This window comes from Stenotrophomonas sp. G4 (assembly GCF_003428825.1).
Lineage (GTDB): Bacteria > Pseudomonadota > Gammaproteobacteria > Xanthomonadales > Xanthomonadaceae > Stenotrophomonas > Stenotrophomonas indicatrix.
Genome location: NZ_CP031741.1, coordinates 1368416 through 1388393 on the forward strand (window position 1 = coordinate 1368416; position 19978 = coordinate 1388393).

At 66.4% G+C, this 19978-nt stretch carries 19 protein-coding genes and 1 pseudogene; 10 read left to right on the plus strand and 10 right to left on the minus strand.

Features of this window, described 5'->3' with window-relative positions; genetic code table 11:
* Positions 1-64 precede the first annotated feature (64 nt).
* Both D0Y85_RS06355 and D0Y85_RS06360 read left to right on the plus strand, forming a co-directional pair.
* Positions 65-1135 (plus strand): sensor domain-containing diguanylate cyclase, encoded by a 1071-nt coding sequence (locus D0Y85_RS06355; RefSeq protein WP_117309880.1) that lies wholly within the window; start codon positions 65-67, stop codon positions 1133-1135.
* Positions 1136-1255: 120 nt separating this feature from the next.
* Positions 1256-1387: pseudogene (locus tag D0Y85_RS06360) on the plus strand (AAA family ATPase); the annotation flags it as partial.
* 72 nt (positions 1388-1459) lie between these two features.
* On the opposite strand, the gene D0Y85_RS06365 reads toward D0Y85_RS06360, so the two are convergent.
* Genes D0Y85_RS06365 through D0Y85_RS06375 form a run of 3 tightly spaced genes read right to left on the minus strand, consistent with a single transcriptional unit; the run spans position 1460 to position 3710 of the window.
* Positions 1460-2407 (minus strand): DMT family transporter, encoded by a 948-nt coding sequence (locus tag D0Y85_RS06365; RefSeq protein WP_117311863.1) that lies wholly within the window; start codon positions 2405-2407, stop codon positions 1460-1462.
* Positions 2408-2454: 47 nt separating this feature from the next.
* On the minus strand, positions 2455-3270 hold the full coding sequence (locus tag D0Y85_RS06370; protein ID WP_117309881.1) for a DUF72 domain-containing protein: 816 nt from the start codon (positions 3268-3270) through the stop codon (positions 2455-2457).
* The gene (locus D0Y85_RS06375) at positions 3267-3710 is read right to left on the minus strand and encodes a VOC family protein (RefSeq protein WP_117309882.1); all 444 of its coding nucleotides are present in this window, start codon (positions 3708-3710) and stop codon (positions 3267-3269) included. The genes D0Y85_RS06370 and D0Y85_RS06375 overlap by 4 nt, the downstream gene beginning before the upstream one ends.
* Positions 3711-3820: 110 nt before the next feature.
* Here D0Y85_RS06375 and D0Y85_RS06380 point away from each other — a divergent pair, with 110 nt between their 5' ends.
* Positions 3821-5380 carry a serine hydrolase gene (locus D0Y85_RS06380; RefSeq protein ID WP_117309883.1) on the plus strand — a complete coding sequence of 520 codons (1560 nt, stop codon included), beginning with the start codon at positions 3821-3823 and terminating at the stop codon, positions 5378-5380.
* A 192-nt stretch (positions 5381-5572) separates the two neighbouring features.
* Entirely contained in the window at positions 5573-7405 is a 1833-nt protein-coding gene (smrA, locus tag D0Y85_RS06385; RefSeq protein WP_117309884.1) for a multidrug efflux ABC transporter SmrA, read from the plus strand.
* A 121-nt stretch (positions 7406-7526) separates the two neighbouring features.
* On the opposite strand, the gene D0Y85_RS06390 is transcribed toward smrA, so the two are convergent.
* Positions 7527-9335, minus strand: coding sequence for a DUF885 domain-containing protein (locus D0Y85_RS06390; protein ID WP_117309885.1), 1809 nt, complete (start codon positions 9333-9335; stop codon positions 7527-7529).
* 112 nt (positions 9336-9447) lie between these two features.
* On the opposite strand from D0Y85_RS06390, the gene D0Y85_RS06395 reads away from it, so the two are divergent.
* Positions 9448-9804 carry a GFA family protein gene (locus D0Y85_RS06395; protein ID WP_117309886.1) on the plus strand — a complete coding sequence of 119 codons (357 nt, stop codon included), beginning with the start codon at positions 9448-9450 and terminating at the stop codon, positions 9802-9804.
* Positions 9801-10610, plus strand: coding sequence for a DUF4349 domain-containing protein (locus D0Y85_RS06400; RefSeq protein WP_117309887.1), 810 nt, complete (start codon positions 9801-9803; stop codon positions 10608-10610). The genes D0Y85_RS06395 and D0Y85_RS06400 overlap by 4 nt, the downstream gene beginning before the upstream one ends.
* Before the next feature lie 119 nt (positions 10611-10729).
* Here D0Y85_RS06400 and D0Y85_RS06405 read toward each other — a convergent pair whose 3' ends face one another.
* Together D0Y85_RS06405 and D0Y85_RS06410 are read right to left on the minus strand one after the other, a co-directional pair.
* Positions 10730-11023: a hypothetical protein gene (locus D0Y85_RS06405; RefSeq protein WP_025877698.1), complete on the minus strand. Its 294-nt coding sequence runs from the start codon at positions 11021-11023 to the stop codon at positions 10730-10732.
* A 69-nt stretch (positions 11024-11092) separates the two neighbouring features.
* The gene (locus D0Y85_RS06410; RefSeq protein WP_117309888.1) at positions 11093-12037 is read right to left on the minus strand and encodes a LysR substrate-binding domain-containing protein; all 945 of its coding nucleotides are present in this window, start codon (positions 12035-12037) and stop codon (positions 11093-11095) included.
* 116 nt (positions 12038-12153) lie between these two features.
* Here D0Y85_RS06410 and D0Y85_RS06415 point away from each other — a divergent pair, with 116 nt between their 5' ends.
* Positions 12154-13026: a DMT family transporter gene (locus D0Y85_RS06415; protein WP_025877696.1), complete on the plus strand. Its 873-nt coding sequence runs from the start codon at positions 12154-12156 to the stop codon at positions 13024-13026.
* 592 nt (positions 13027-13618) lie between these two features.
* Here D0Y85_RS06415 and D0Y85_RS06420 read toward each other — a convergent pair.
* Positions 13619-14521, minus strand: a complete 903-nt coding sequence (locus D0Y85_RS06420; RefSeq protein ID WP_117309889.1) for a peptidylprolyl isomerase — start codon at positions 14519-14521, stop codon at positions 13619-13621.
* Between the two features lie 136 nt (positions 14522-14657).
* Between D0Y85_RS06420 and D0Y85_RS06425 the strand changes: the two genes are divergently transcribed.
* The gene (locus tag D0Y85_RS06425) at positions 14658-15023 is read left to right on the plus strand and encodes a PadR family transcriptional regulator (RefSeq protein WP_089239815.1); all 366 of its coding nucleotides are present in this window, start codon (positions 14658-14660) and stop codon (positions 15021-15023) included.
* Entirely contained in the window at positions 15020-16009 is a 990-nt protein-coding gene (locus D0Y85_RS06430; RefSeq protein ID WP_033830707.1) for a sensor domain-containing protein, read from the plus strand. The genes D0Y85_RS06425 and D0Y85_RS06430 overlap by 4 nt, the downstream gene beginning before the upstream one ends.
* Before the next feature lie 135 nt (positions 16010-16144).
* On the opposite strand, the gene phaZ is transcribed toward D0Y85_RS06430, so the two are convergent.
* The gene (gene phaZ / locus D0Y85_RS06435; protein WP_117309890.1) at positions 16145-17452 is read right to left on the minus strand and encodes a polyhydroxyalkanoate depolymerase; all 1308 of its coding nucleotides are present in this window, start codon (positions 17450-17452) and stop codon (positions 16145-16147) included.
* A gap of 86 nt (positions 17453-17538) precedes the next feature.
* On the minus strand, positions 17539-18135 hold the full coding sequence (locus D0Y85_RS06440) for a class I SAM-dependent methyltransferase (RefSeq protein ID WP_117311864.1): 597 nt from the start codon (positions 18133-18135) through the stop codon (positions 17539-17541).
* 147 nt (positions 18136-18282) lie between these two features.
* Between D0Y85_RS06440 and D0Y85_RS06445 the strand changes: the two genes are divergently transcribed.
* On the plus strand, positions 18283-18738 hold the full coding sequence (locus D0Y85_RS06445) for a CopD family protein (RefSeq protein ID WP_025877688.1): 456 nt from the start codon (positions 18283-18285) through the stop codon (positions 18736-18738).
* Between the two features lie 168 nt (positions 18739-18906).
* Here D0Y85_RS06445 and D0Y85_RS06450 read toward each other — a convergent pair whose 3' ends face one another.
* The gene (locus tag D0Y85_RS06450) at positions 18907-19866 is read right to left on the minus strand and encodes an acetyl-CoA carboxylase carboxyltransferase subunit alpha (protein ID WP_117309891.1); all 960 of its coding nucleotides are present in this window, start codon (positions 19864-19866) and stop codon (positions 18907-18909) included.
* Positions 19867-19978: the final 112 nt, after the last annotated feature.

The window sequence follows — 19978 nt, forward strand, 5'->3', positions numbered from 1 at the left end:
TGTGTGCAGACTGCGCGGCTACATCCGCTAGACTTTGCGGCGACCTGCCGGAACGTGACGCTGCATGATCAAGCCCGACAAGCCCGCCAACGAAGCGCTGCGCCTGGAGGCGCTGTACCGCTACCGGATCCTCGATTCCGAGCGCGAACGCTCGTTCGATGACCTGGTGGCCATCGCCAAGGCGGTGTGTGGCACGACCATGGCGGCCGTGACCCTGATCGACGTCGAGCGCCAGTGGTTCAAGTCCATACAGGGCATCGATGCGGCCGAGAACCTGCGCAGCGAGTCGATGTGCGGCCATGCGATCCTGCGGCCGCAGGAAATCATGGTGGTGGAAGACGCGCTGCAGGATGTGCGCTTCCATGACAACCCGGTGGTGGTGGGGGATCCCCATGTACGCTTCTACGCTGGCGCGCCACTGGTCAGCAGCGATGGTCTGCCGCTGGGAACCCTCTGCGTGTTCGACGCGCGGCCACAGCAGCTGGCCACTGACAAGGCCGAAGCGCTGGCCGCGCTGTCGCGGCAGGTGATGGTGGTGATGGAGCTGCGCCGTTTCGCCCTGGATATCCAGCGGCACATGCTTGAGCGCGCCGATTACGAACGCCTGTTGTCGGAGTACCACGATGTGCTGCTGGCCCAGAATGCCGACCTGGCCGAACAGAGCCGTACCGACGCCTTGACCGGGCTGCCCAACCGGCGTGCGATGGCACTGGCGCTGGAGGAGGCGATGGTGACCGCCGACGGCAACCACCGGCCGACCTGCGTGGCCCTGCTGGACATCGACCATTTCAAGCACATCAATGATTTCCAGGGCCACGCGACCGGCGACCGGGTGCTGGCCGAACTGGGGGCACTGCTGCGCTCGCACTTCGCCGGCGGTGGCCTGGCCGCGCGCTATGGCGGCGAGGAATTCGTGGCACTGATGCCGGATGCGGACCTGCGCACTGCCGAACTGCAATGCGAGTTCCTGCGGGTGGCCGTGTCCAACCTGCCGCTGGGCTTCCCGGTCACCATCAGCATCGGTGTGGCGCAGCACCAGCCCGGTGAAACGTCTGACCAGACCCTTGCCCGTGCCGATGCCGCGCTGTACCGAGCCAAGGGCGCCGGCCGCAACCGGGTGGAAGTGGCGCCCTGACCGCCGGCGCGGCTTCAGTAGATCCACGCCATGCGTGGATGGCCCAGGCCCTGCCGTGCTGTCGCAGCCATTGCGATAGCCGTACTGCACCCTCAACGTCTCACCGCAAGGACGTCGACCATGCTGCAGACCCTGGCCATCGCCCATTACCGATCACTGCATGGGCTGGTGCTGCCGATGCAGCGGCTCAACGTGGTCACCGGCGACAACGGCAGTGGCAAATCCAGCCTGTACCGCGCGCTGCGCCTGCTGGATGCACCGGCCTGGCATTGGCCGCAGCGCTGAGACGGGTGCCGGGAAGATCCACGCAATGCGCGGACGCGCTCAATCGGCGATGTTGCGCGCTTCGGATGTTCCGAGGATTTCCGGATGCTGCACGCGCTTGCGGCGGTTGAGCAGCGGATGCAGGAACACGGCACCGACGATGATCGCCACGCCCAGATAGAACCACGGGGTGACTTCATGCTGCTCGCGCAGCAGCACCACGGCCAGCAACACGGCGTAGACCGGTTCCAGGTTGGTGACCAGTTGCACGGTGTAGGCGCTGAGATGGCGCAGCGCGACCAGGGCCAGGGCGAACGGCAGCAGCGTGCAGGCGCCGGCCAGTACCAGCAGCAGGATGCCGTCGTGCAGGTCGGGAACGATCCACAACGGGCTGGCCAGCGCCGGCAGCAGGTACGGCATCAACGGTGCCAGCAGGGTCAGGGTGAGCGTGCCCGCGCCAAGTTCCAGTGCGGTGACCGTCAGCGGATCGGCATGGCTGACCATGCGCTTGTTGAGCGAGCCGAACACCGCCACCAGCAGGGCCGAGAGCGCGCCGATCAGCACGCCCATGCGCATGCCGTCGGGCACGCCGCCCACCACCAGCGCCACACCGGGCAGCACCGCCAGGCCGAAGGCCAGTTCACGCAGCTGGAAGGGACGCTTGGCCACCCAGGGCTCGATGATCGAGGTGAACACCGGTGCCAGGGCGATGCAGGTGGCGGCAACCGAGGCATTGGCCAGCTTCACCGCGCCGTAGAAGGTCAGCCAATGCAGGGCCACCAGCGCGCCGATACCGGCATAGCCGGCGACCAGCCGCAGCGGCAACGTGCGCAACCCGCGCCAGACCCGCGGCAGCAACGCCAGCATCGCCACCACCAGCAGCATCCGCCACCACACCAGCGGCAGCGCCGGCAGGGTGATCAACTTGCCGAGGATGGCGGTGACGCCCCACAGCAGGACACAGAAGTGGATCTGCCAAAGCGCTTTGCGGGTGTCGGGTGTGCTCATCGGCGTATTGTGCGGCAAGGCCGCACGCAACGCCCACCTGCAGGCATTCAGTCGCCGTCGATGCGCCGCTGCAGTGCCATCGCCGCCGCCGGATTGCGCGCCTTGCCGGCACCGATGCACAACAGGTAGACCTCGCGCCGTGCGGCAGGAGCCGGTGCGGCCAGGCAGGGCAGGTCGTCCACCACCTCACCCCGGGCCCAGCGCCGCGCGCGATCGGCCCAGCGCTGCTGCATCGGCTGCGGAAGACCTTCGGCCAGTCGGGCCTGGCTGCGCTTGATCCGTGCATAGACGAAGCCGGCGGTGACATCGCCGTGCAGCGGTGCTTCGTCGCTGTCTTCGATCACCAAGGCCACGCCATGCCGGCGCGCCGCTTCCACCAGTTCCGGCCCATGGACGCTGGCGTTGCGCACCTCCAGCGCATGCTGCAACCCCGTTCCATCCAGCTGCCTGGGCAGCTCTGCCATGAAGGCATCCAGCGCTGCGGCATCGGCCGGGTGCTGCGGGTCGAACTGCCAGAGCAACGGGCCCAGCCGGTCGCCCAGCGCGACGGCCGCCTGCAGGAACGCGCTGGCCGCCTCGATCGTGGACGACAGGTTGCGACGCTGCACCAGATGACGCGGGGCCTTCATCGAGAACCGGAAGCCTTCCGGCGTCTGCGCTGCCCACTGCGCGCACTGGGCGGCTGTCGGGGTGCGGTAGAAGGTGCCGTTGATCTCGATGCAGCGCAACGCACGACTGGCATAGGCCAGTTCTTCGCGCTGGATCAGGCCGGGCGGATAGAAGGCGCCCCCACGCCATTGCGGGAACACCCAGCCGCCGATACCGCAGCGCACCGGCGCCGCAGACGCTTGCCGTGCCGTCATTGCGTGTGTTCCGCCCGCCACGGATCGTAACTGCCGAACCACCACAGGTAGCCTTCCGGGTCGGCGCAGGCATAGCCACGTCCACCGTAGGCCTGGTCGGCAATGTCGATGACGATGCGCGCACCGGCAGCCTTGGCCCGGGCATAGTGGGCGTCGACATCGGTGACGATCACGCAGGCACTCTGGGTCTGCCGGCCGCCGACTTCATCGGGCATCACCGCCAGCTTGGCCCATTCGCCGCTGTTGCTGGCAGATCCGAGCATGATCATGCCCTGGCCGAATACCAGCTGCGCGTGATGCACCGTATCGCCGTCGGCATGCACGGCCTGCGAGTGGAAACCGAACGCGCGCTGCAGCCAGTCGATGGCCGCCAGCGCATCGCGGTAACGCAGGCACGGAATGATGGTGGAGCCGTTGCTGCTCTGGCCGTTCGCACCCATGACACCCCTCCTATGGCACAGGGCAGGCTGCACCCGGGGCCGTTACCATCGCGCGAAACCCCGGTGACGGCCTGCACATGGCCGCTACCCCTGTTCGGAGATGGTGCTGGATGAAAACCTGGATCGGAGGAGCCGTGCTGCTTGCGTGCACGACCATGGCCAATGCGGCGACCCCGCAGCAGCTGCAGGACCTGGATGCGACCGTGGAGCGCGTGCGCGCGCAGTTCGACGTGCCCGGTATCGCCGTGGCCGTGGTCAAGGACGGGCAGGTGGTGCTGGAACGCGGCTGGGGCGTGCGTGAGCTGGGCAAGCCGGCGCCGGTCGAGGCCGATACCCTGTTCGCCATCGCCTCCAACACCAAGGCCTTCACCGCCACCTCGCTGAATCTGCTGGCCGAGGACGGCAAGCTGAAGATGGACGACAAGGTGATCGACCACCTGCCATCGTTCCGCATGTCCGATCCGTTCGTGACCGGGCAGATGACGATCCGCGACCTGCTTTCCCACCGCAGTGGCCTGAGCCTGGGCGCAGGCGACCTGCTGTTCTGGCCGACCACCTCCTACAGCAATGCCGAAGTCGTGCAGCGCCTCGGCCAGGTGCCGCTGAAGGGTGGTTTCCGCGAGCGCTATGCCTACGACAACATCCTGTATGCGGTCGCCCAGCAGGTGATCGAGCACGTTTCGGGAATGAGCTACCAGCAGTTCCTGCAGACACGCATCTTCGACAAGGTCGGCATGGCCGGCACGCGCTACAACGCCGATCACCTCAAGGCCGGCGACAAGGCTGCGGTCGGCCACGCCAAGTACGATTTCAAGGACCTGCGCACCGTTGCACCGTTGACCTGGTCGAACAATGCCGGTGCCGGTGGCATCTATTCCAGTGCCCACGACATGGCGCGCTGGATGCAGGTGCAGCTGGCCGAAGGCAAGCTGGCCGATGGCACTGCGCTGTTCACCGCCAAGAGCCAGCAGCAGATGTGGCAGATGATCACGCCGCAGACGATCCCGGCGCCGAGCGTGCCGGAGCTGGCGCCGGCGCGGGCCAACTTCGCCGGCTATGGCGAGGGCTGGAGCCTGAGCGACTATCGCGGGCAGAAGCTGGTCTGGCACACCGGCGGCTGGCCGGGCATGGTTTCGCGGCTGACCCTGGTGCCGGGCGAGAAGCTGGGCGTGGTGGTGCTGACCAACCAGGAAGTGGGTGCGGCCTTCAATGCGATCACGCTGAGCGTGCTCGATGCCTACCTTGGCGGTGAAAAGCACGACTGGGTGGATGCCTATGCCAAGGGCGTGGCCAAGGGCCAGGACAAGGCCGACCAAGCGTGGGCCAAGCACCAGGCCGAGCGTGACAAGGGCAGCAGGCCGTCGTTGCCGCTGGCCGGGTATGCGGCCACCTACCGCGACCGCTGGTATGGCGACATGGTGGTGACGGCGGAAGGCAAGGGCCTGCGCCTGCGCTTTGCAAAGACCGCGCAGCTGAGCGGCCGCCTGGAGCACTGGCAGCACGACACCTTCATCGTGCGCTGGGACGACCGCTCGCTCAATGCCGATGCGTTCGTCAATTTCAGCCTGGACCCGGATGGAAAAGTGCGCGAGGTACGCATGCAGCCGATCTCCGACCTGACCGATTTCAGCTTCGATTTCCAGGATCTGTTGTTCACGCCGGTGAAATGACGCTGCCGGGCGCGGCGCTACCGTTTGGCCGAGCGGACGGGTAGCGCCGGACCACGGCCGGCGAGCGCGTAGCGCGGTTGCAGGCGATCCGCCGGGCATGGCCCGGCGCGGCCCGGAACGGGTGGTGATCGTCGGCCGGCGTACACACGCGGCGTGGGATACTCCGTCGGCTATCGATGGCGAGGGAATGCGATGTTCCGTTGGTTTGAATCCCTGATTCCGGTGTTTCCGCCCATTGACGGGCGCATGCCGCCGCGCACCGTGGTGCCGTTCTACCTGCACTACCTGCGTCCGGTGTGGCCGGTGCTGCTGGCCACCCTGGTCGCCGGCCTGCTGCTGGCGCTGGTGGAAGTGGCGATGTTCGATTTCCTCGGTCGCATCGTCGACATGGTTGCCGAGCAGCCCGGCGCGGACTTCTTCCGGCGCCATGCCGATACGCTCGGCTGGATGCTGTTCATCACTGTCATCGCGCGCCCGATCCTGGTCGGCCTGCACAACCTGCTGGTCAACCAGGCCATCGTGCCGGGGCTGAGCAATCGATCGCGCTGGCTGATGCACAACTACGTGGTGCGGCAGAGCCTGAGCTTCTTCCAGAACGACTTCGCCGGCAGCATGGCCAACCGGGTGATGCAAACCGGCACCTCGCTGCGCGAGTCGGCGGTGCAGATGGTCGATTCGCTGTGGTACATCGTGGTCTATACCGGCACCGCGCTGTACCTGTTCGCGCAGGCCGACTGGCGGTTGATGGTGCCGCTGATCCTGTGGCTGCTGGCCTACATGGTGATCATGATCTACTTCGTGCCGCGCGCGAAGGAGCGGGCCTGGATCGCCTCGGAGGCGCGCTCCAAGGCGATGGGACGCATCGTCGATGGCTACACCAACATTCCCACGCTGAAGCTGTTCGCCCACGGCGGCCGCGAGCAGGCCTATGTCGCCGATTCGATCCAGGAGCTGGCGGTCAAGCACCGCGCGCAGACCCGGATCACCACCGGCATGGACCTGACCATCGCCATCGTCAATGGTTTCCTCATCGCCGGCACCTGTGGCCTGGCACTGTGGCTGTGGAACGGCGGGCACATCACCGTCGGCGCGATCACCCTGGCAACCGGCCTGGTGATCCGCATCCACAACATGTCCGGCTGGATCATGTGGACCATCAACGGCATCTTCGAAGACATCGGTACCGTGCAGGATGGCATCACCACCATCGCCCAGCCGCTGACTGTGCAGGACCGCGAGGATGCGGTGCCGCTGCAGGTGACTCGTGGCGGTGTGCACTTCCAGGATGTCCATTTCCATTACGGCAAGAAGGGCGGCGTGATCGCCGGCCTGGACCTGGTGGTGAAGCCGGGCGAGAAGATCGGCCTGGTCGGCCCCTCCGGTGCCGGCAAGTCGACGCTGGTGAACGTACTGCTGCGGCTGTATGACCTGGAAAGCGGTCGCATCCTGATCGATGATCAGGACATCGCCTACGTCACCCAGGAAAGCCTGCGCCAGCAGATCGGCGTGGTCACTCAGGACACCTCGCTGCTGCACCGTTCGATCCGCGACAACCTGCTGTACGGCCGTCCCGATGCGACCGACGCGCAGCTGCGCGCGGCCGTGGCCAAGGCGCGCGCGGAGGCCTTCATCGACACGCTGGTCGACGGGGAAGGGCGTCGTGGCTACGACGCGCATGTCGGCGAGCGCGGGGTGAAGCTGTCCGGTGGCCAGCGCCAGCGCATCGCCATTGCCCGTGTGCTGCTGAAGGACGCCCCGATCCTGGTGCTGGACGAGGCGACCTCGGCACTGGACTCGGAAGTGGAAGCGGCCATCCAGGACAACCTGGACGAGCTGATGGGCGGCAAGACGGTGATCGCGATCGCCCATCGCCTGTCGACCATCGCGCGCATGGACCGGCTGGTGGTGATGGACCAGGGCCGGATCGTCGAGACCGGCAGCCATGCCGAGCTGATCGAGGCCGGTGGACTGTACGCGCGCTTGTGGGCACGGCAGACCGGTGGTTTTGTCGCGGCGGAGCAATGACCAACGCCGCACGGTGGATGCGCAACAGTAGATCCACGCCATGCGTGGATGCTGTGCCACACGGATAAAGAAACGGCCCGGGTCTCCCCGGGCCGTTTTCATTCAACTCACACCCGATCCCTCACTCGATCGGCTGGTCCAGCATCAGCTGGCGTGCGAAGCGCACCGGCGGTGCGCCGTAGGACAGCATCTGGTCGTGGTAGGCCTTCAGGTTGAACTTGTCACCCAGCTTGTCCTGCATCGCCTTACGGGTGTCGAAGTGTTCCTGCGCACCGACGAAGTAGGTCGGCAGCTGAGCCGAGGTGAGCTGCGCACGCACCCACTTGCCCGAGGCTTCGCTTTCCTGCTGGAAGGCGTCGTGGGTCATCAGGTGCATCGCCTTCTCGCGATCCCAGTTGTCCACGTGCACACCTTGGTCGAGGATCGCGTTGGAAATCGTGCGCAGGTAGAACTTCAGCTGCACCAGGTGGAACAGCGGGTCGTTGTTGAGGTACCCCTGCTCCTGCATCATGCGCTCGGTGTAGACCGCCCAGCCTTCGGCGAACAGGCCCGAGCGCAGCACCGCGCGCAGGGTGGATGGGAACTTGGCCGAATGCCAGCCTTCCAGATAGTGGCCCGGGGTGCCCTCGTGGATGCTCAGCAGGTGGATCATGCGCGAGTTGTATTCGCGCAGGAACGAATCAACCTGCTTGTCGTTCCAGTCGTCCGGAATCGGCGAAACCGCGTAGAAGGTCTTCAGGTTCTTGTCCAGCGGGCCCGGCGAATCGCAATAGGCCACGGCCACGCCACGCTGGAATTCCGGCATCAGGATGATGTCCACCGGCGCGTCGGGCAGGGTCATCAGGTCGTGCTCGCGGACGAACGCAGTGGACTGTTCCAGTGCGGCCTTGGCGTCGTCGACCACCTTGTCGCGCGCCGGCTTGTCAGCGTAGGCCAGCTCCAGCGCGGCCTCGATCGCCTTCTGCTGCTGTTCGTCGCTCGGCTGCGCCGGCATTTCCGGTGCGCCCGGCTTGTCCTTCAGCACGGTCTGCGCGATGCCGTACATTTCCTCGCGCACGCGCTTGAGTTCGGCGCGTGCACGCTCACCGATCTCCTGCCGCGACAGTGAGGAATTCAGCGCGAACTTCAGCTTCTGGTCGTACTTTTCCGCACCGATGCGGAAGTCGCCCTTGGCGTTCGGCACCAGGGTCTTGTCCAGCCAGGTCTGCTGTTCGTCCACGGCCTTCTTCAGGCCGTCGATGGCGGCCTGCAGGCGCTGCTGGTCGGCCTGCGGCAGCTCGCCGATGTGCGGGGTGATGAAGGTATCGACGATGCTGAGGATACCCTTGTTCTGCTTGGCCACGGTCTCGGCATGGATCTTCGGCACGCGTGCCGGATCCAGGTTTTCGCGGGCCTGGGCGAAGATCGCCGGCAGTTTCTCCATGCGCGCGGTGGCCGCCTTCAGGCGCTCGGGCAGCGGCGCGAACTCGCGCGCCATCAGGCCGTAGATCGCGCTGCCGGCAACGCCGTTGTACAGCTGCGGGTCCCACTTGCCGGACTGCATGACCTCGGCATTCCAGATTTCCGACTGCAGCTGGTTGCGCAGGATCGCTGCGTCCACCTGGTTTTCGCGGCCCAGCTTGGCCACCTCGATCTTGTCCAGCTCGCCCAGCACGCCCTTGTAGGCGTCCACGGTCTTCTGCTGGCCAGCCGCGCTCAGGTCGTCGATCTCGCTGTCATAGCGGTGGTCGCCGATCTGGGTGGCGCTGACCGGGGACAGCTGCATCCAGGTATCCAGGGCACGCTTGGACAGGTCGGCGAAGGCGGCGTCGACCGCCGCATCACCGGCCTGCTGGCTGGCGGCCGGGGTGGAACCGTTGGTCGGGGCATCGGCCGGCTGGCAACCGGCGAGGGCGGCGACGAGGGCGAGGGCAAGAAGATGCGGGCGCATCGGCATTCCTGTACGGGGTCAATCCTCGAGCATAGGCCCCCGGGGCTGCTTTGTCCCCGTGCCATAGGATTACCATGGGCGCCTACAAGGACTCTCCAGCGGAGCGCGGGACATGGAATACCAGGGAAGCTGCCATTGCGGCAGGATCGCATTCACCGTGCAGGCCGACGCCCCCATCAAGGACGTCATCGACTGCAACTGCTCGATGTGCCGCCGCCGCGGCAGCCTGCTCTGGTTCGCCCCGCGCGAGGCGTTCCAGCTGGGCACGGATATCGCCGACGTGGCGACCTACCAGTTCAACACCCATAACATCGATCACCATCACTGCCGCGAGTGCGGCACCGCGCCGTACAGCGAGGCGGTGGATCCGCGCAGCGGCCTGCCGATGGTGGCGATCAACGTGCGCTGCCTGTCACAGGTGGAGCTGGGTGGATTGTCGATCACCTCGTTCGACGGAGCCTCGCGATGACGGCGCCTCGCGTGTGGACGCGCGTGGTTATCGTGCCGGCATTGCTGCTGGCGCTGGCGGCCTGTGCCAAGAACGGTGAGCGAGCGCAGGAGGCCGGCGCAGTCGCTGCCGATGCCGATGCCGCTGTCGCTTCGCCGGAAGGCGCTTTCCTGGCCTACGAGCACGATGTGCAGGTGCAGTTGGAAGCAGCGCAGATCGCCCCGCGCATCCAGCAGGTCGCACAGGCGTGCCAGAACGCGAAGTTCGGTGAGTGCGCGGTGCTGCAGGTGGATCAGCGCAGTGGCGAACAGCCCAGTGGCGAAGTCAAGGTACGCATTGCGCCGAAGGGCGTGGAATCGCTGATCGGCCTGGCCGGCGAGGGGGGCACGCTGCAGGCACGCAACACGCGTGCCGAGGACTTGGCCCAGCAGGTGGCCGACACCGCGCTGACCAAGGCACGGCTGGAGAAGGAGCACGCGCGGCTGCTGTCCTACCAGGACCGCGGCGATCTGAAGATCGAGGATCTGATGGCGATCACCACGCGCCTGTCGGAGATCGAAGCGGGTGTGGAGCAGGCCACCAAGGATGCCGCCCAGCAGCGCAGGCGCATCGATACCCAGCTGGTGACGATGCATTTCGACACCACGTCGGGGCAACGCAGCCGCAGCGAAATCGGCGAAGCGTTGAGCGAGTCGGGCAGCATCCTCAGCACCAGCGTGGCATTTTTGATCCGTGCCGCCGCCGCGTTGTTGCCGGTAGCGGTGCTGGCTTTGATCGCGGCCTGGGGTGTGCGGGCGTGGTGGCGTCGCCGACGCCGCAAGCCCTGATCGAACCGCGCCGCGTATTCGCCGGGCATGGCCCGGCGCTACCGGAACAGACGGCGCATGGCCGGCGTTACCGTGGTGCCTCGAGCATCGGGTAGCGCCGGGCCATGCCCGGCGGACGCTCAGCCTTCGTCGGTCTCGTATTCGACGAACACGTCCAGTTCCAGTGCCAGTTCCTGCACCGCATCGCGCACCTTCTGCGCAGTGCTCTCGTTGCCCACTTCCACTTCCAGTTCGTGGGTGCCCGGGCCGATGTCGTCGGAAAGACCAGCCGAACTGGAATCATCGTCGTCCATGTGCGGCATCAGGTCGTCGGTCTCTTCGACGTGTTCGATGCCTTCCAGGCCGAGCAGCAGGTCGCTGATCGCGCGGGCATCATCTTCGGTTCCGGTAATTCGCAGTCGCAGCAGGGCCATGGCGGAAGCACGTTGTGGGGTTCGCCTGCAGCCTAGCCAGCGCTGGGCAAAGATCGGGTGAGGGCGCAGTCAGCCGGGTGTGGTGGGGCGGCCCAGCAGACTGTCCGGCAACGCCGGCACCGGCGTGCGCTCATCCGCTGCCTGGCCCAGCAGCCAGTCGATGAACAGCCGTGCGGCGGGGCTTGGCGGTCGCCCTTCGGCATGCACCACGTAATAGGCATAGCGTGCCTTCAGTGCAGGGCCGGGCAGGCGTACCAGCTCATAGCGCTGCAGGTACGGCTGGGCGACGTGGGTGCGCGCCAGCACCGCGCCCATGCCGTACACCGCCGCGCGCATCGCATCGGTACTGTCGGCAAAAGTGTGCATTGCCGGCAGCGGTGACGGCGGACGCACGCCGGCATGGCGGAACCAATCGCGCCAGCCCTGTGGTGACAGATCGCTCAGCAGCGGCAGTTCGGCGATGCGTGCCGGGTCCTGCAGCGCTTCGACTCCCGGCAGCGCGGGGGACGCGACGGGAAACAGGTTGTCGTCCATCAGGTGCTGCGCGTGCAGTCCGGGCCATTGGCCCAGTCCGTAGCGGATGCCGACCTCCGGGCCGTTCTCATCGTAACGGTCCAGGCCACTGCCGGTGTGCAGCTCGATGCGGATGTGTGGATGGGCCTGGGTGAAACGCGGTAGCCGTGGCAGCAGCCAGCAGTACGACAGCGAGCGCAGCGTCGCGATCCGCAGCGGCACGCTGTCCGCGTCCGGCTGCAGATGGTGGGCGACGGCGGCGACATCGGTGAACGCCGCGCTGGCGGCATCGGCCAACTGCCGGCCTTCGGCGGTCAGGCGTACCCCGCGTGCATGGCGCAGGAACAGGCGCGTGGCCAGCACCTCTTCCAGGCGTCGCACATGGTGGCTGACCGCGCTGGCGGTCAGATGCAGTTCCTGCGCGGCCTGGGCGAAGTTCTGATGGCGCGCAGCGACCGCGAAAACGGCCAGGGCGGGAAGCAGGGAAGGGCGTAGCAGCATGTCCAGCCTCAAACCATATTTGTGGCTGGCAGCGATACTACGCGCTTGTGCAGCGGGCGTCTGCGGCTGATCCTGTGTGGCCGGAACAGCGCCACGATGAGCAACGGACACAGCACATGAATGCGATACCCCAAGCGACCGAGCGTGATTGGCGCACACCGCTGGAATTGACCCTGCTCGGCGCGATCTGGGGCTGCTCGTTCCTGTTCATGCGGGTGGCGGTGCCTTCATTCGGGCCGTTCGCCCTGGTCGAGGTACGGCTGGTGCTGGGCGCCCTGGTGTTGCTGCCGTTCCTGTGGCGCGCACGCGCGCAGTTCCCACCGCGCCGCTGGCTGTGGTTGGCGCCGATCGGCCTGGTCAATTCGGCGTTGCCGTTCGTGCTGTTCGCTTACGCCGCAGAGCGTGCGCCGGCTGCGATCGGTGCGATCTGCAATGCGATGACGGTGCTGTTTGCCGCACTGATCGCCTTCCTGTTCTTCGGCGAGAAGATCGGGGTGCGGCGTGCCGGCGCGCTGCTGGTGGGTTTTGCCGGCGTGGTGGTGCTGGCCACGGCCAAGATCTCGGGGCTGAGCATCGGCACGGCCGTACTGGCCGGTGCCGCTGCCTCGCTGCTGTACGGACTGGGCGTGAACCTGGTGAAGCGGCACATGACCGGTCTGCCTTCGGCTGCTGCCGCCGCTGCCACGTTGTCGTGCGCCTCATTGTGGTTGTTGCCGATGGCGCTCACGCATCTGCCGCAGGGTCCGATTCCGGGCAAGGCCTGGGGCGCGGCGATCGCGCTGGGCGTGGTCTGCACCGGATTCGCCTTCCTGATGTTCTATCGCCTGATCGGCCGCATCGGACCGTCGCGTGCGTCAACGGTGACCTATCTGGTTCCGCTGTTCGGCGCTGCGTTCGCCTGGTTGTTCCTGGGCGAGCCGGTGACGCTGCAGATGCTGATTGCGGGTGCGTTGATTCTGGGTAGCGTGGCGGTGAGTCAGAAGGGCTGACGGCGCCGACGCAGCGTCGTCCGACACACTGGTAGTGCCGGGCGCTGCCCGGCAGCCTTTTCCCGCGCCTGCGGGGAGGCGTCACTTTCTTTGCTCGTGCAAAGAAAGTAACCAAAGAAACACGCCGCCAGGTCGCAAGCCGGTGCTGCGCACCGGTGCCCTGCGCTCCTCGGCCCGCCGAGGGACGGCGCGGGAACTCGCTGCGCTCAGACACCCGCGCCTCTTCGCCCTCGCCGGACCTGCGGTGCTCGGCTCGCTCAAGGCGGACTGGAAAGTCAAGACCAACAGCAAGAGCATCCACGCATGGCGTGGATCTACTGGGTGCAGCTGCGGCCTTTGATCTGGGTCCGCCTTGAGCGAGCCGAGCATCGCAGGGGAATCAGGGGCGAAGAGGTGCCGATGTCTGAGCGCAGCGAGTTCGGCACCGCCCCCTGATTCACCGAGAAGCGCAGGGAACCGACGTGCGCAGCACGGCGGCTCGTGACCGGCGGAACGTTTCTTTTGGTTACTTTTCTTTGCGTACAAAGAAAAGTAACGCCCATGAACGATGAAGCACCTTCAGCACGCGCCACGCGCACAACCCGCGACGGCGTTACTTCACCGGCACCGGAATATTGCAGAGGTCGATATGCCCCGCCGGGCGCTTGTAGAAATCATCCACGCGATTGCGGCGCGCTTCCACGGTATCGGCGAAGGTCTTTGAATCGGTGCGCAGCACCTGGATCGGTGTGCGCTCGGCCGCGGGCACGTCACTGGCGCGGCGGATCGACACGATCGGTGTGCGCAGCTTCGGGTCGGTGTAGAAGCCCATCGGTGCCGGTCCACGCTGGATCGCGCTGAGCAGTTCCATGCCCTTCAGCACGCGGCCGACCAGGGTGATGTTGCGGTCCAGCTGGCGCGGCGACTGGCCGGTCACCACATACAGTTCGGCCCCGATGCTGCTGTCTTCCTCGTTGCTGCGGCCGGCACCGAGCATGCCGTAGCAATGCGCCAGCCAGGCCTTGCCGGCCTGCGAATCCTGGCCCACCGGGAAGCCGTCGACGAAGCCGGTCTGTGCTGCCCAGCCATCGCGGTCGGGCAGCACGCTCACCTTCAGGCCGGCGCTGGCGCGCTCGAACTCGGCCGGCAGCTTGCGCTGCGCGCTGCCGAACGGCTTGGCCTTGGCCGCATCATCGGCGTCGGCATCGCCGAACTGCACCACGAAGTTGTCCTGCGAGCGGTAGATGCTGGTGCCGTCCCAGAAGTGCTCGTGGGCGAAGGTCTGGATGTTGGCGACATGGCGTGGGGCGAACTGCGGCGCAAGCTCGATGATCACCCGGCCGGCAGGCAGGTCCATGTACAGCAGGTTGGCCGGGTCCGGCGTGCGCCAGTCGCTGGCCGCCGAGGCATCCAGGATCTGCTGCGGGCTGCGATAGGGCGTGGCTGCGCTGGCCATTGCGGGCAGCAGCCAGGACAGAGCGAGGGCGGTCAGGGCAAGGCGTCGACGGTGCGGCATGGGATCCCCGGAACATGAACGAGGCTTCGATTCTGCGCGAGCCGCACGGCCACGCCAACCGACACGATGACTAACGACACATTCGCTATACCGAACTTCGCACTACTGTGGACTTCAACGTAGTGGAGGGCCGGTCATGTCCGAGGACGATGTCCACCTGAAGAAGTTCCAGAAGGAGCTCAGCGCCGGCACCGTGTCGCTGGCCCTGCTGGCAGTGCTGGCCCGCGCCGGTGAGCCGCTGTACGGCTACCTGATCGCCAAGGAGCTGGAACGGGTGGGCGAGGGCGTGCTCAGTGGCAAGCAGAGCGCGCTGTACCCGGTGCTGCGCAACCTGGAGGGCGCCGGCCTGCTGGAGAGCCATGTGGAGCCGTCCAGCAGCGGGCCGCCGCGCCGCTACTACCGCATCAACGCGCGTGGCCGGGAGGTGCTGGAGCAATGGCGCCAGGCCTGGCGCGACACCCGTGATTCCGTCGATTCCGTGTTGGAGGGGATACCGCAATGAACGACCTGGACCTGGCAGGCAACCGTCTGCCCAGCACCATCCCGCAGTACCTGGCGCAGCTGCGTGCCGCGCTGGACGGTGCCGATCCGGCGATGGTGCAGGACGCCCTGTACGACGCCGAGGAATACCTGCGCTCTGAACTGGCGGCGCAACCCGGCCGCAGCGAAGCCGAGGTGATCGCCGATGTCGCCGGCAGCTACGGTGCACCGGACGAGGTGGCGGAGATCTATCGCGAAACCGAGCTCACGGTGAACCGCGCGCTGCGCACGCCGCGGGCCGACACTGGCCCGGTGCTGCGTGCAGCGGCCGAGGCCAGCGGTGCGGCACCGGCGGCGCAGCCGGCAGCACCCGTGCAACGCTCGCTGCTGGCACGCTTCTTCGGCGTGGTGACCGACCCGCACACCTATGGCGCGCTGTTCTACATGCTGTTGTCGCTGGCCACCGGCATCTTCTTCTTCACCTGGGTGGTCACCGGCCTGTCGCTGTCGCTGGGCCTGCTGATCCTGATCATCGGTGTTCCGCTGACGGTGCTGTTCTTCGGCTCGGTGCGTGGGCTTGCGTTGCTGGAAGGGCGGCTGGTTGAAGCGCTGCTGGGTGAGCGCATGCCGCGCCGGCCGCAGTACACCGACCGCAGCCGCAGCTGGCTGCAGCGTATCGGCGACATGTTCACCGATGGCCGCACCTGGCTGACCCTGCTGTACTTCGTGCTGATGCTGCCGCTGGGCATCATCTACTTCACCATCGCGGTGACCCTGCTGTCGCTGTCGCTGGGCTTGATCTGGGCACCGGTGGCGGCGATCTTCAGCGGCGACATCCCCGGCATCTACATCAACGACGTGAACGTACTGCCCATGGCGGCCTCGCCGCTGGTGGCGATCGTGGTTGCAGCGGTAGGTGTGTTGCTGCTGCTGTTGACGATGCACCTGGCACGCGGCATCGGCAAGCTGCACGGCATGCTGGCCAAGAACCTGCTGGTGCGCTTGTAAGCGGGATCCCACGCTGCGGTAGGTGCCAACCTTGGTTGGCACGAACCATCAGGTGTCAGCACGCTTGAAAGAGCGCCAACCAAGGTTGGCATCTACCAGAAGCGCCAACCAAGGTTGGCATCTACCAGGGACGTGCTACCCCGCCCTGCGCCGCAGCGGGGTGACGTTGCTCTTCTTCTTCGTGGCCTTCGCTGCCGGGGCTTCGGCATGCGCGGCGAAGAAGTCACGCACCTTCGGGTAGACCACTTCGCGCCAGCGACGGCCGCTGAAGATGCCGTAGTGGCCCGCACCTTCAACGATGAAATGCTCGCGACGGTCGGCCGCGATGCCGGTGCACAGCGCCTGCGCCGCTTCGGTCTGGCCGAGGCCGGCAATGTCGTCCAGTTCGCCTTCGATGCTCAGCAGCGCGGTATCTCGGATTGCCGATGGGTCGACCTTTTCGCCATTGACCACCCACTCGCCACGCGGCAGCAGGAAGTCCTGGAACACCACGGAGATGGTGTCCAGGTAGTACTTGGCCGGCATGTCCAGCACCGCGTTGTACTCGTCGTAGAAGCGACGGTGCGCGTCGGCATCCTCCAGGTCGCCCTTCACCAGGTCGGTGTAGAAATCCCAGTGCGAGCTGAAGTGGCGGCTGGGATTCATCGACAGGAAGCCGGCGTGCTGCAGGAAACCGGGATACACGCGGCGGCCGGCACCGGGATAACTGGCCGGTACGGTGTGGATGACGTTGTTCTCGAACCACGACAACGGGTTCTGCGTGGCCAGGTTGTTGACGGCGGTCGGGCTGCAGCGCGCATCGATCGGGCCACCCATCATCACCAGCGTGCGTGGCGTCGCTTCGCCACGGCTGGCCATCAATGAAACCGCGGCCAGCACCGGTACGGTCGGCTGGCAGACGCTGACCACGTGCAGGCGCTCCACGCCGAGATGGCGGATGAACTCCTGGATGTAGGCGATGTAGTCGTCCAGCCCGAACTCGCCCTCGCTGCCGGGCACCATGCGCGCGTCGACCCAGTCGGTCACATAGACGCGATGGTCGCGCAGCAGCGTGCGCACGGTGTCGCGCAGCAGCGTGGCGTGATGGCCGGACAACGGCGCCACCACCAGCACGAACGGCTGGTTGAGCATGGTGTGCAGCTGGTCGGCTTCATTGCTGTGGCGCTTGAAGCGCAGCAGCTTGCAGAACGGCTTGCTGAGTTCCTCGTGCACCACGATCGGCACGCGCTCGCCCTCGACCTCGATTTCGTTGATGCCCCATTCGGGCTTCTCGTAATCCTTGCCGATGCGATGGAACAGCTCATTGACCGCCGCCAAGCGATCAGCGCCGGGCATCTGCGACCACCAGTGTCCCTGGTTGGCGAAGAACTTGGCGTTGGCCTGGGCCTGGTGCACCCAGGGGGCGAGCAGGTTGCGGGTCAGTTCGTGCAGTTGATAGAGCATGCCGACCGAATATGTATGGTCTTATGTTGCCGCGCAGCATAGCGCATCCGACTGTCCCGGACGTTAAGCAGGCGCACTGCCCGTATTCAGCGGGCCGCCTGCTCCAGCGCAGTCGCTTCGGTGGCCAGCGCTGGCCCCAGCCAGAGGTGGGAACCCACTGCCTGCAGCCCCTGCCGAGCCAGCTCGCGCCGGTACCAGCGGGCCGGACGCGACTGGAAGCCGTCATGGTCGCCCTCGAATTCATCTTCGGCGGCAAAGGTCTCCAGGAAGGCCACCCCTGCGGTCAGCTCGGCCAGCCCGGCCAGGCCCGCGCGCAGTTCGCGGTTGGGCACGTAATGCATCACGTCCGAACAGATCAGCAGGTCGACTGGGGCGCAGGGGCGCAGCCAGGCGAAATCGCCGAAGCTGGCCAGGTGCAGGTTGCGGGTCCGGCCGTAGCGGCGCACAGCGTACTCGCTGCTGTCGAAGCCCAGGTATTCGACCTTCGGACGCAGTTTCAGCAGCGGCGCGCGCCACGCACCTTCGCCACAGCCGACGTCCAGCACGCTGCGGATCGGTCGTTCCAGGTAGTACTCGGCCGTCGCCACGGCGAGGGCGACCTTGCGCGCCAGGCGCGCGCTGCCGCCGATGTCGGCGCGCCGGTACCAGCGCTGGAAGTAGGCGGCGTCGTAGGTCTTGTCCATGGCGTTCGGGTACAGTGTGAAATCGGCGCCTATCGTACGGCGTTGCAGCACGCCATGCGTCGATGTGTCGCGGCGGTTGTACGTGCGGTGGCCTCGCCACGACATGCGAGAATGGCGGACATCCACGCCAGCCGCCGGAGCGAGCGCATGCAGAGCTACTACTGGGTCAAGACCTTCCACATCGTGTTCGTGGTGGCGTGGATGGCCACGGTGTTCTACCTGCCGCGCATCCTGGTGAACCTGTCCGAGACGGCGGGGCAGCCGGCGGTGGTCGAGCGCCTGCAATTGATGGGCATGCGCCTGTACCGCTTCGGGCATTCGATGTTCGGCCTGGCGTTCGTGCTCGGCCTGGTGCTGTGGCTGGGCTACAAGGTGATTCCGGATTTCCCGACCATGGTCGCCCCGGGCGGAGCGGGCTGGCTGCACGCCAAGCTGGGCCTAGTGGTGGTGCTGCTGGCGTACTTCATCTGGATCGGACGCCTGCTCAAGGGCGTGGCCAAGGGCAGGGCGCTGCCGTCGTCGCGCGCGCTGCGCTGGATCAACGAGATCCCGCTGCTGGCCTTCATCCCGATCGTCTGGCTGGTGCTGGCCAAGCCGTTCTGAGGGGGCGTCATTTGCTTCTGGTAGATCCACGCCATGCGTGGATGCCGCGCGAGGCACAAACAAAAAGAGCCGGGCATCTGCCCGGCTCTTTCGTTTCTGTAATCCCCTGCATGTTGCCGGCCAGCGGCCGGCACTACCAAGCTTGTCTAGCGGCTGGCAGCACGGGGCTTACGCCGCTTCGTAAGTACCGTAGCTGCGCAGGCGCTTGTAGCGCTGCTCCAGCAGCTCTTCGGTGGACAGCGCATCCAGCGCGTCCAGCTCGTTCAGCAGCACGGCCTTCAGGCGCTTGGCCATCTGCGTCGGGTTGCGGTGGGCGCCGCCGGTCGGCTCGCGCACGACCTTGTCGACCAGGCCCAGGCCCTTCAGGCGCGGCGCGGTCAGGCCCAGCTGCTCGGCAGCATCCTTGGCCTTGCCGGCATCCTTCCACAGGATCGAAGCACAGCCTTCCGGGGTGATGGTCGAGTACACCGCGTATTCCAGCATCACGGTGCGGTCGCCCACGCCCAGCGCCAGTGCGCCGCCCGAGCCGCCTTCACCGATCACGGTGCAGATGATCGGCACCTTCAGTTCGGCCATTTCGATCAGGTTGCGCGCGATCGCTTCGGACTGGCCGCGCGACTCGGCATCGATGCCCGGCCAGGCGCCGGCGGTGTCGATCAGGGTCAGCACCGGCAGGCCGAAACGCTCGGCCATCTTCATCAGGCGCAGGGCCTTGCGGTAGCCCTCAGGCTTGGGCATGCCGAAGTTGCGCTTGATCTTTTCCTTGGTGTCGCGGCCCTTCTGGTGGCCGATGACCATCACCGAGCGGCCATTGATGCGGGCCAGGCCGCCCATGATCGCCTTGTCGTCGGCGAAGGCACGGTCGCCGGCCAGTTCCTGGAACTCATCGCAGATGATGCGGATGTAGTCGGCGGTGTACGGGCGCGACGGATGGCGGGCCAGCTGCAGCACCTGCCATGAGGTCAGGTTGCGGAAGATCTGTGCGGTACGCACGCGCAGCTTGTCCTGCAGCGCGTGCACTTCGGCCTCGACATTGACCGCCGGCCCGGCACTGGCGTTGCGCAGTTCCTGGATCTTGGCTTCCAGGTCGGCGATGGGTTGCTCGAAGTCGAGGTAGTTCGGATTCATCGGAAGCCGTCGTGTAAAGAAGAGGGGAATTCTAGCCGAATGCGCAGGAACGGCCCGTACGCCTTCGTCTGGAAGCCGACGGTAGCGCAGTGAGGACCGGCGGCGCCAGCCG

Excerpts from the sequence above, each read along its gene's own strand:
- D0Y85_RS06450 (WP_117309891.1), bottom strand. The coding sequence starts at position 19,866 with ATGAATCCGAACTACCTCGACTTCGAGCAACCCATCGCCGACCTGGAA.
- D0Y85_RS06355 (WP_117309880.1), top strand. The coding sequence starts at position 65 with ATGATCAAGCCCGACAAGCCCGCCAACGAAGCGCTGCGCCTGGAGGCG.
- D0Y85_RS06440 (WP_117311864.1), bottom strand. The coding sequence starts at position 18,135 with ATGGACAAGACCTACGACGCCGCCTACTTCCAGCGCTGGTACCGGCGC.
- D0Y85_RS06425 (WP_089239815.1), top strand. The coding sequence starts at position 14,658 with ATGTCCGAGGACGATGTCCACCTGAAGAAGTTCCAGAAGGAGCTCAGC.
- smrA (WP_117309884.1), top strand. The coding sequence starts at position 5,573 with ATGTTCCGTTGGTTTGAATCCCTGATTCCGGTGTTTCCGCCCATTGAC.
- D0Y85_RS06420 (WP_117309889.1), bottom strand. The coding sequence starts at position 14,521 with ATGCCGCACCGTCGACGCCTTGCCCTGACCGCCCTCGCTCTGTCCTGG.
- D0Y85_RS06390 (WP_117309885.1), bottom strand. The coding sequence starts at position 9,335 with ATGCGCCCGCATCTTCTTGCCCTCGCCCTCGTCGCCGCCCTCGCCGGT.
- D0Y85_RS06395 (WP_117309886.1), top strand. The coding sequence starts at position 9,448 with ATGGAATACCAGGGAAGCTGCCATTGCGGCAGGATCGCATTCACCGTG.
- D0Y85_RS06415 (WP_025877696.1), top strand. The coding sequence starts at position 12,154 with ATGAATGCGATACCCCAAGCGACCGAGCGTGATTGGCGCACACCGCTG.
- D0Y85_RS06445 (WP_025877688.1), top strand. The coding sequence starts at position 18,283 with ATGCAGAGCTACTACTGGGTCAAGACCTTCCACATCGTGTTCGTGGTG.
- D0Y85_RS06405 (WP_025877698.1), bottom strand. The coding sequence starts at position 11,023 with ATGGCCCTGCTGCGACTGCGAATTACCGGAACCGAAGATGATGCCCGC.
- D0Y85_RS06410 (WP_117309888.1), bottom strand. The coding sequence starts at position 12,037 with ATGCTGCTACGCCCTTCCCTGCTTCCCGCCCTGGCCGTTTTCGCGGTC.
- D0Y85_RS06370 (WP_117309881.1), bottom strand. The coding sequence starts at position 3,270 with ATGACGGCACGGCAAGCGTCTGCGGCGCCGGTGCGCTGCGGTATCGGC.
- D0Y85_RS06380 (WP_117309883.1), top strand. The coding sequence starts at position 3,821 with ATGAAAACCTGGATCGGAGGAGCCGTGCTGCTTGCGTGCACGACCATG.
- D0Y85_RS06365 (WP_117311863.1), bottom strand. The coding sequence starts at position 2,407 with ATGAGCACACCCGACACCCGCAAAGCGCTTTGGCAGATCCACTTCTGT.
- D0Y85_RS06430 (WP_033830707.1), top strand. The coding sequence starts at position 15,020 with ATGAACGACCTGGACCTGGCAGGCAACCGTCTGCCCAGCACCATCCCG.
- D0Y85_RS06375 (WP_117309882.1), bottom strand. The coding sequence starts at position 3,710 with ATGGGTGCGAACGGCCAGAGCAGCAACGGCTCCACCATCATTCCGTGC.
- phaZ (WP_117309890.1), bottom strand. The coding sequence starts at position 17,452 with ATGCTCTATCAACTGCACGAACTGACCCGCAACCTGCTCGCCCCCTGG.
- D0Y85_RS06400 (WP_117309887.1), top strand. The coding sequence starts at position 9,801 with ATGACGGCGCCTCGCGTGTGGACGCGCGTGGTTATCGTGCCGGCATTG.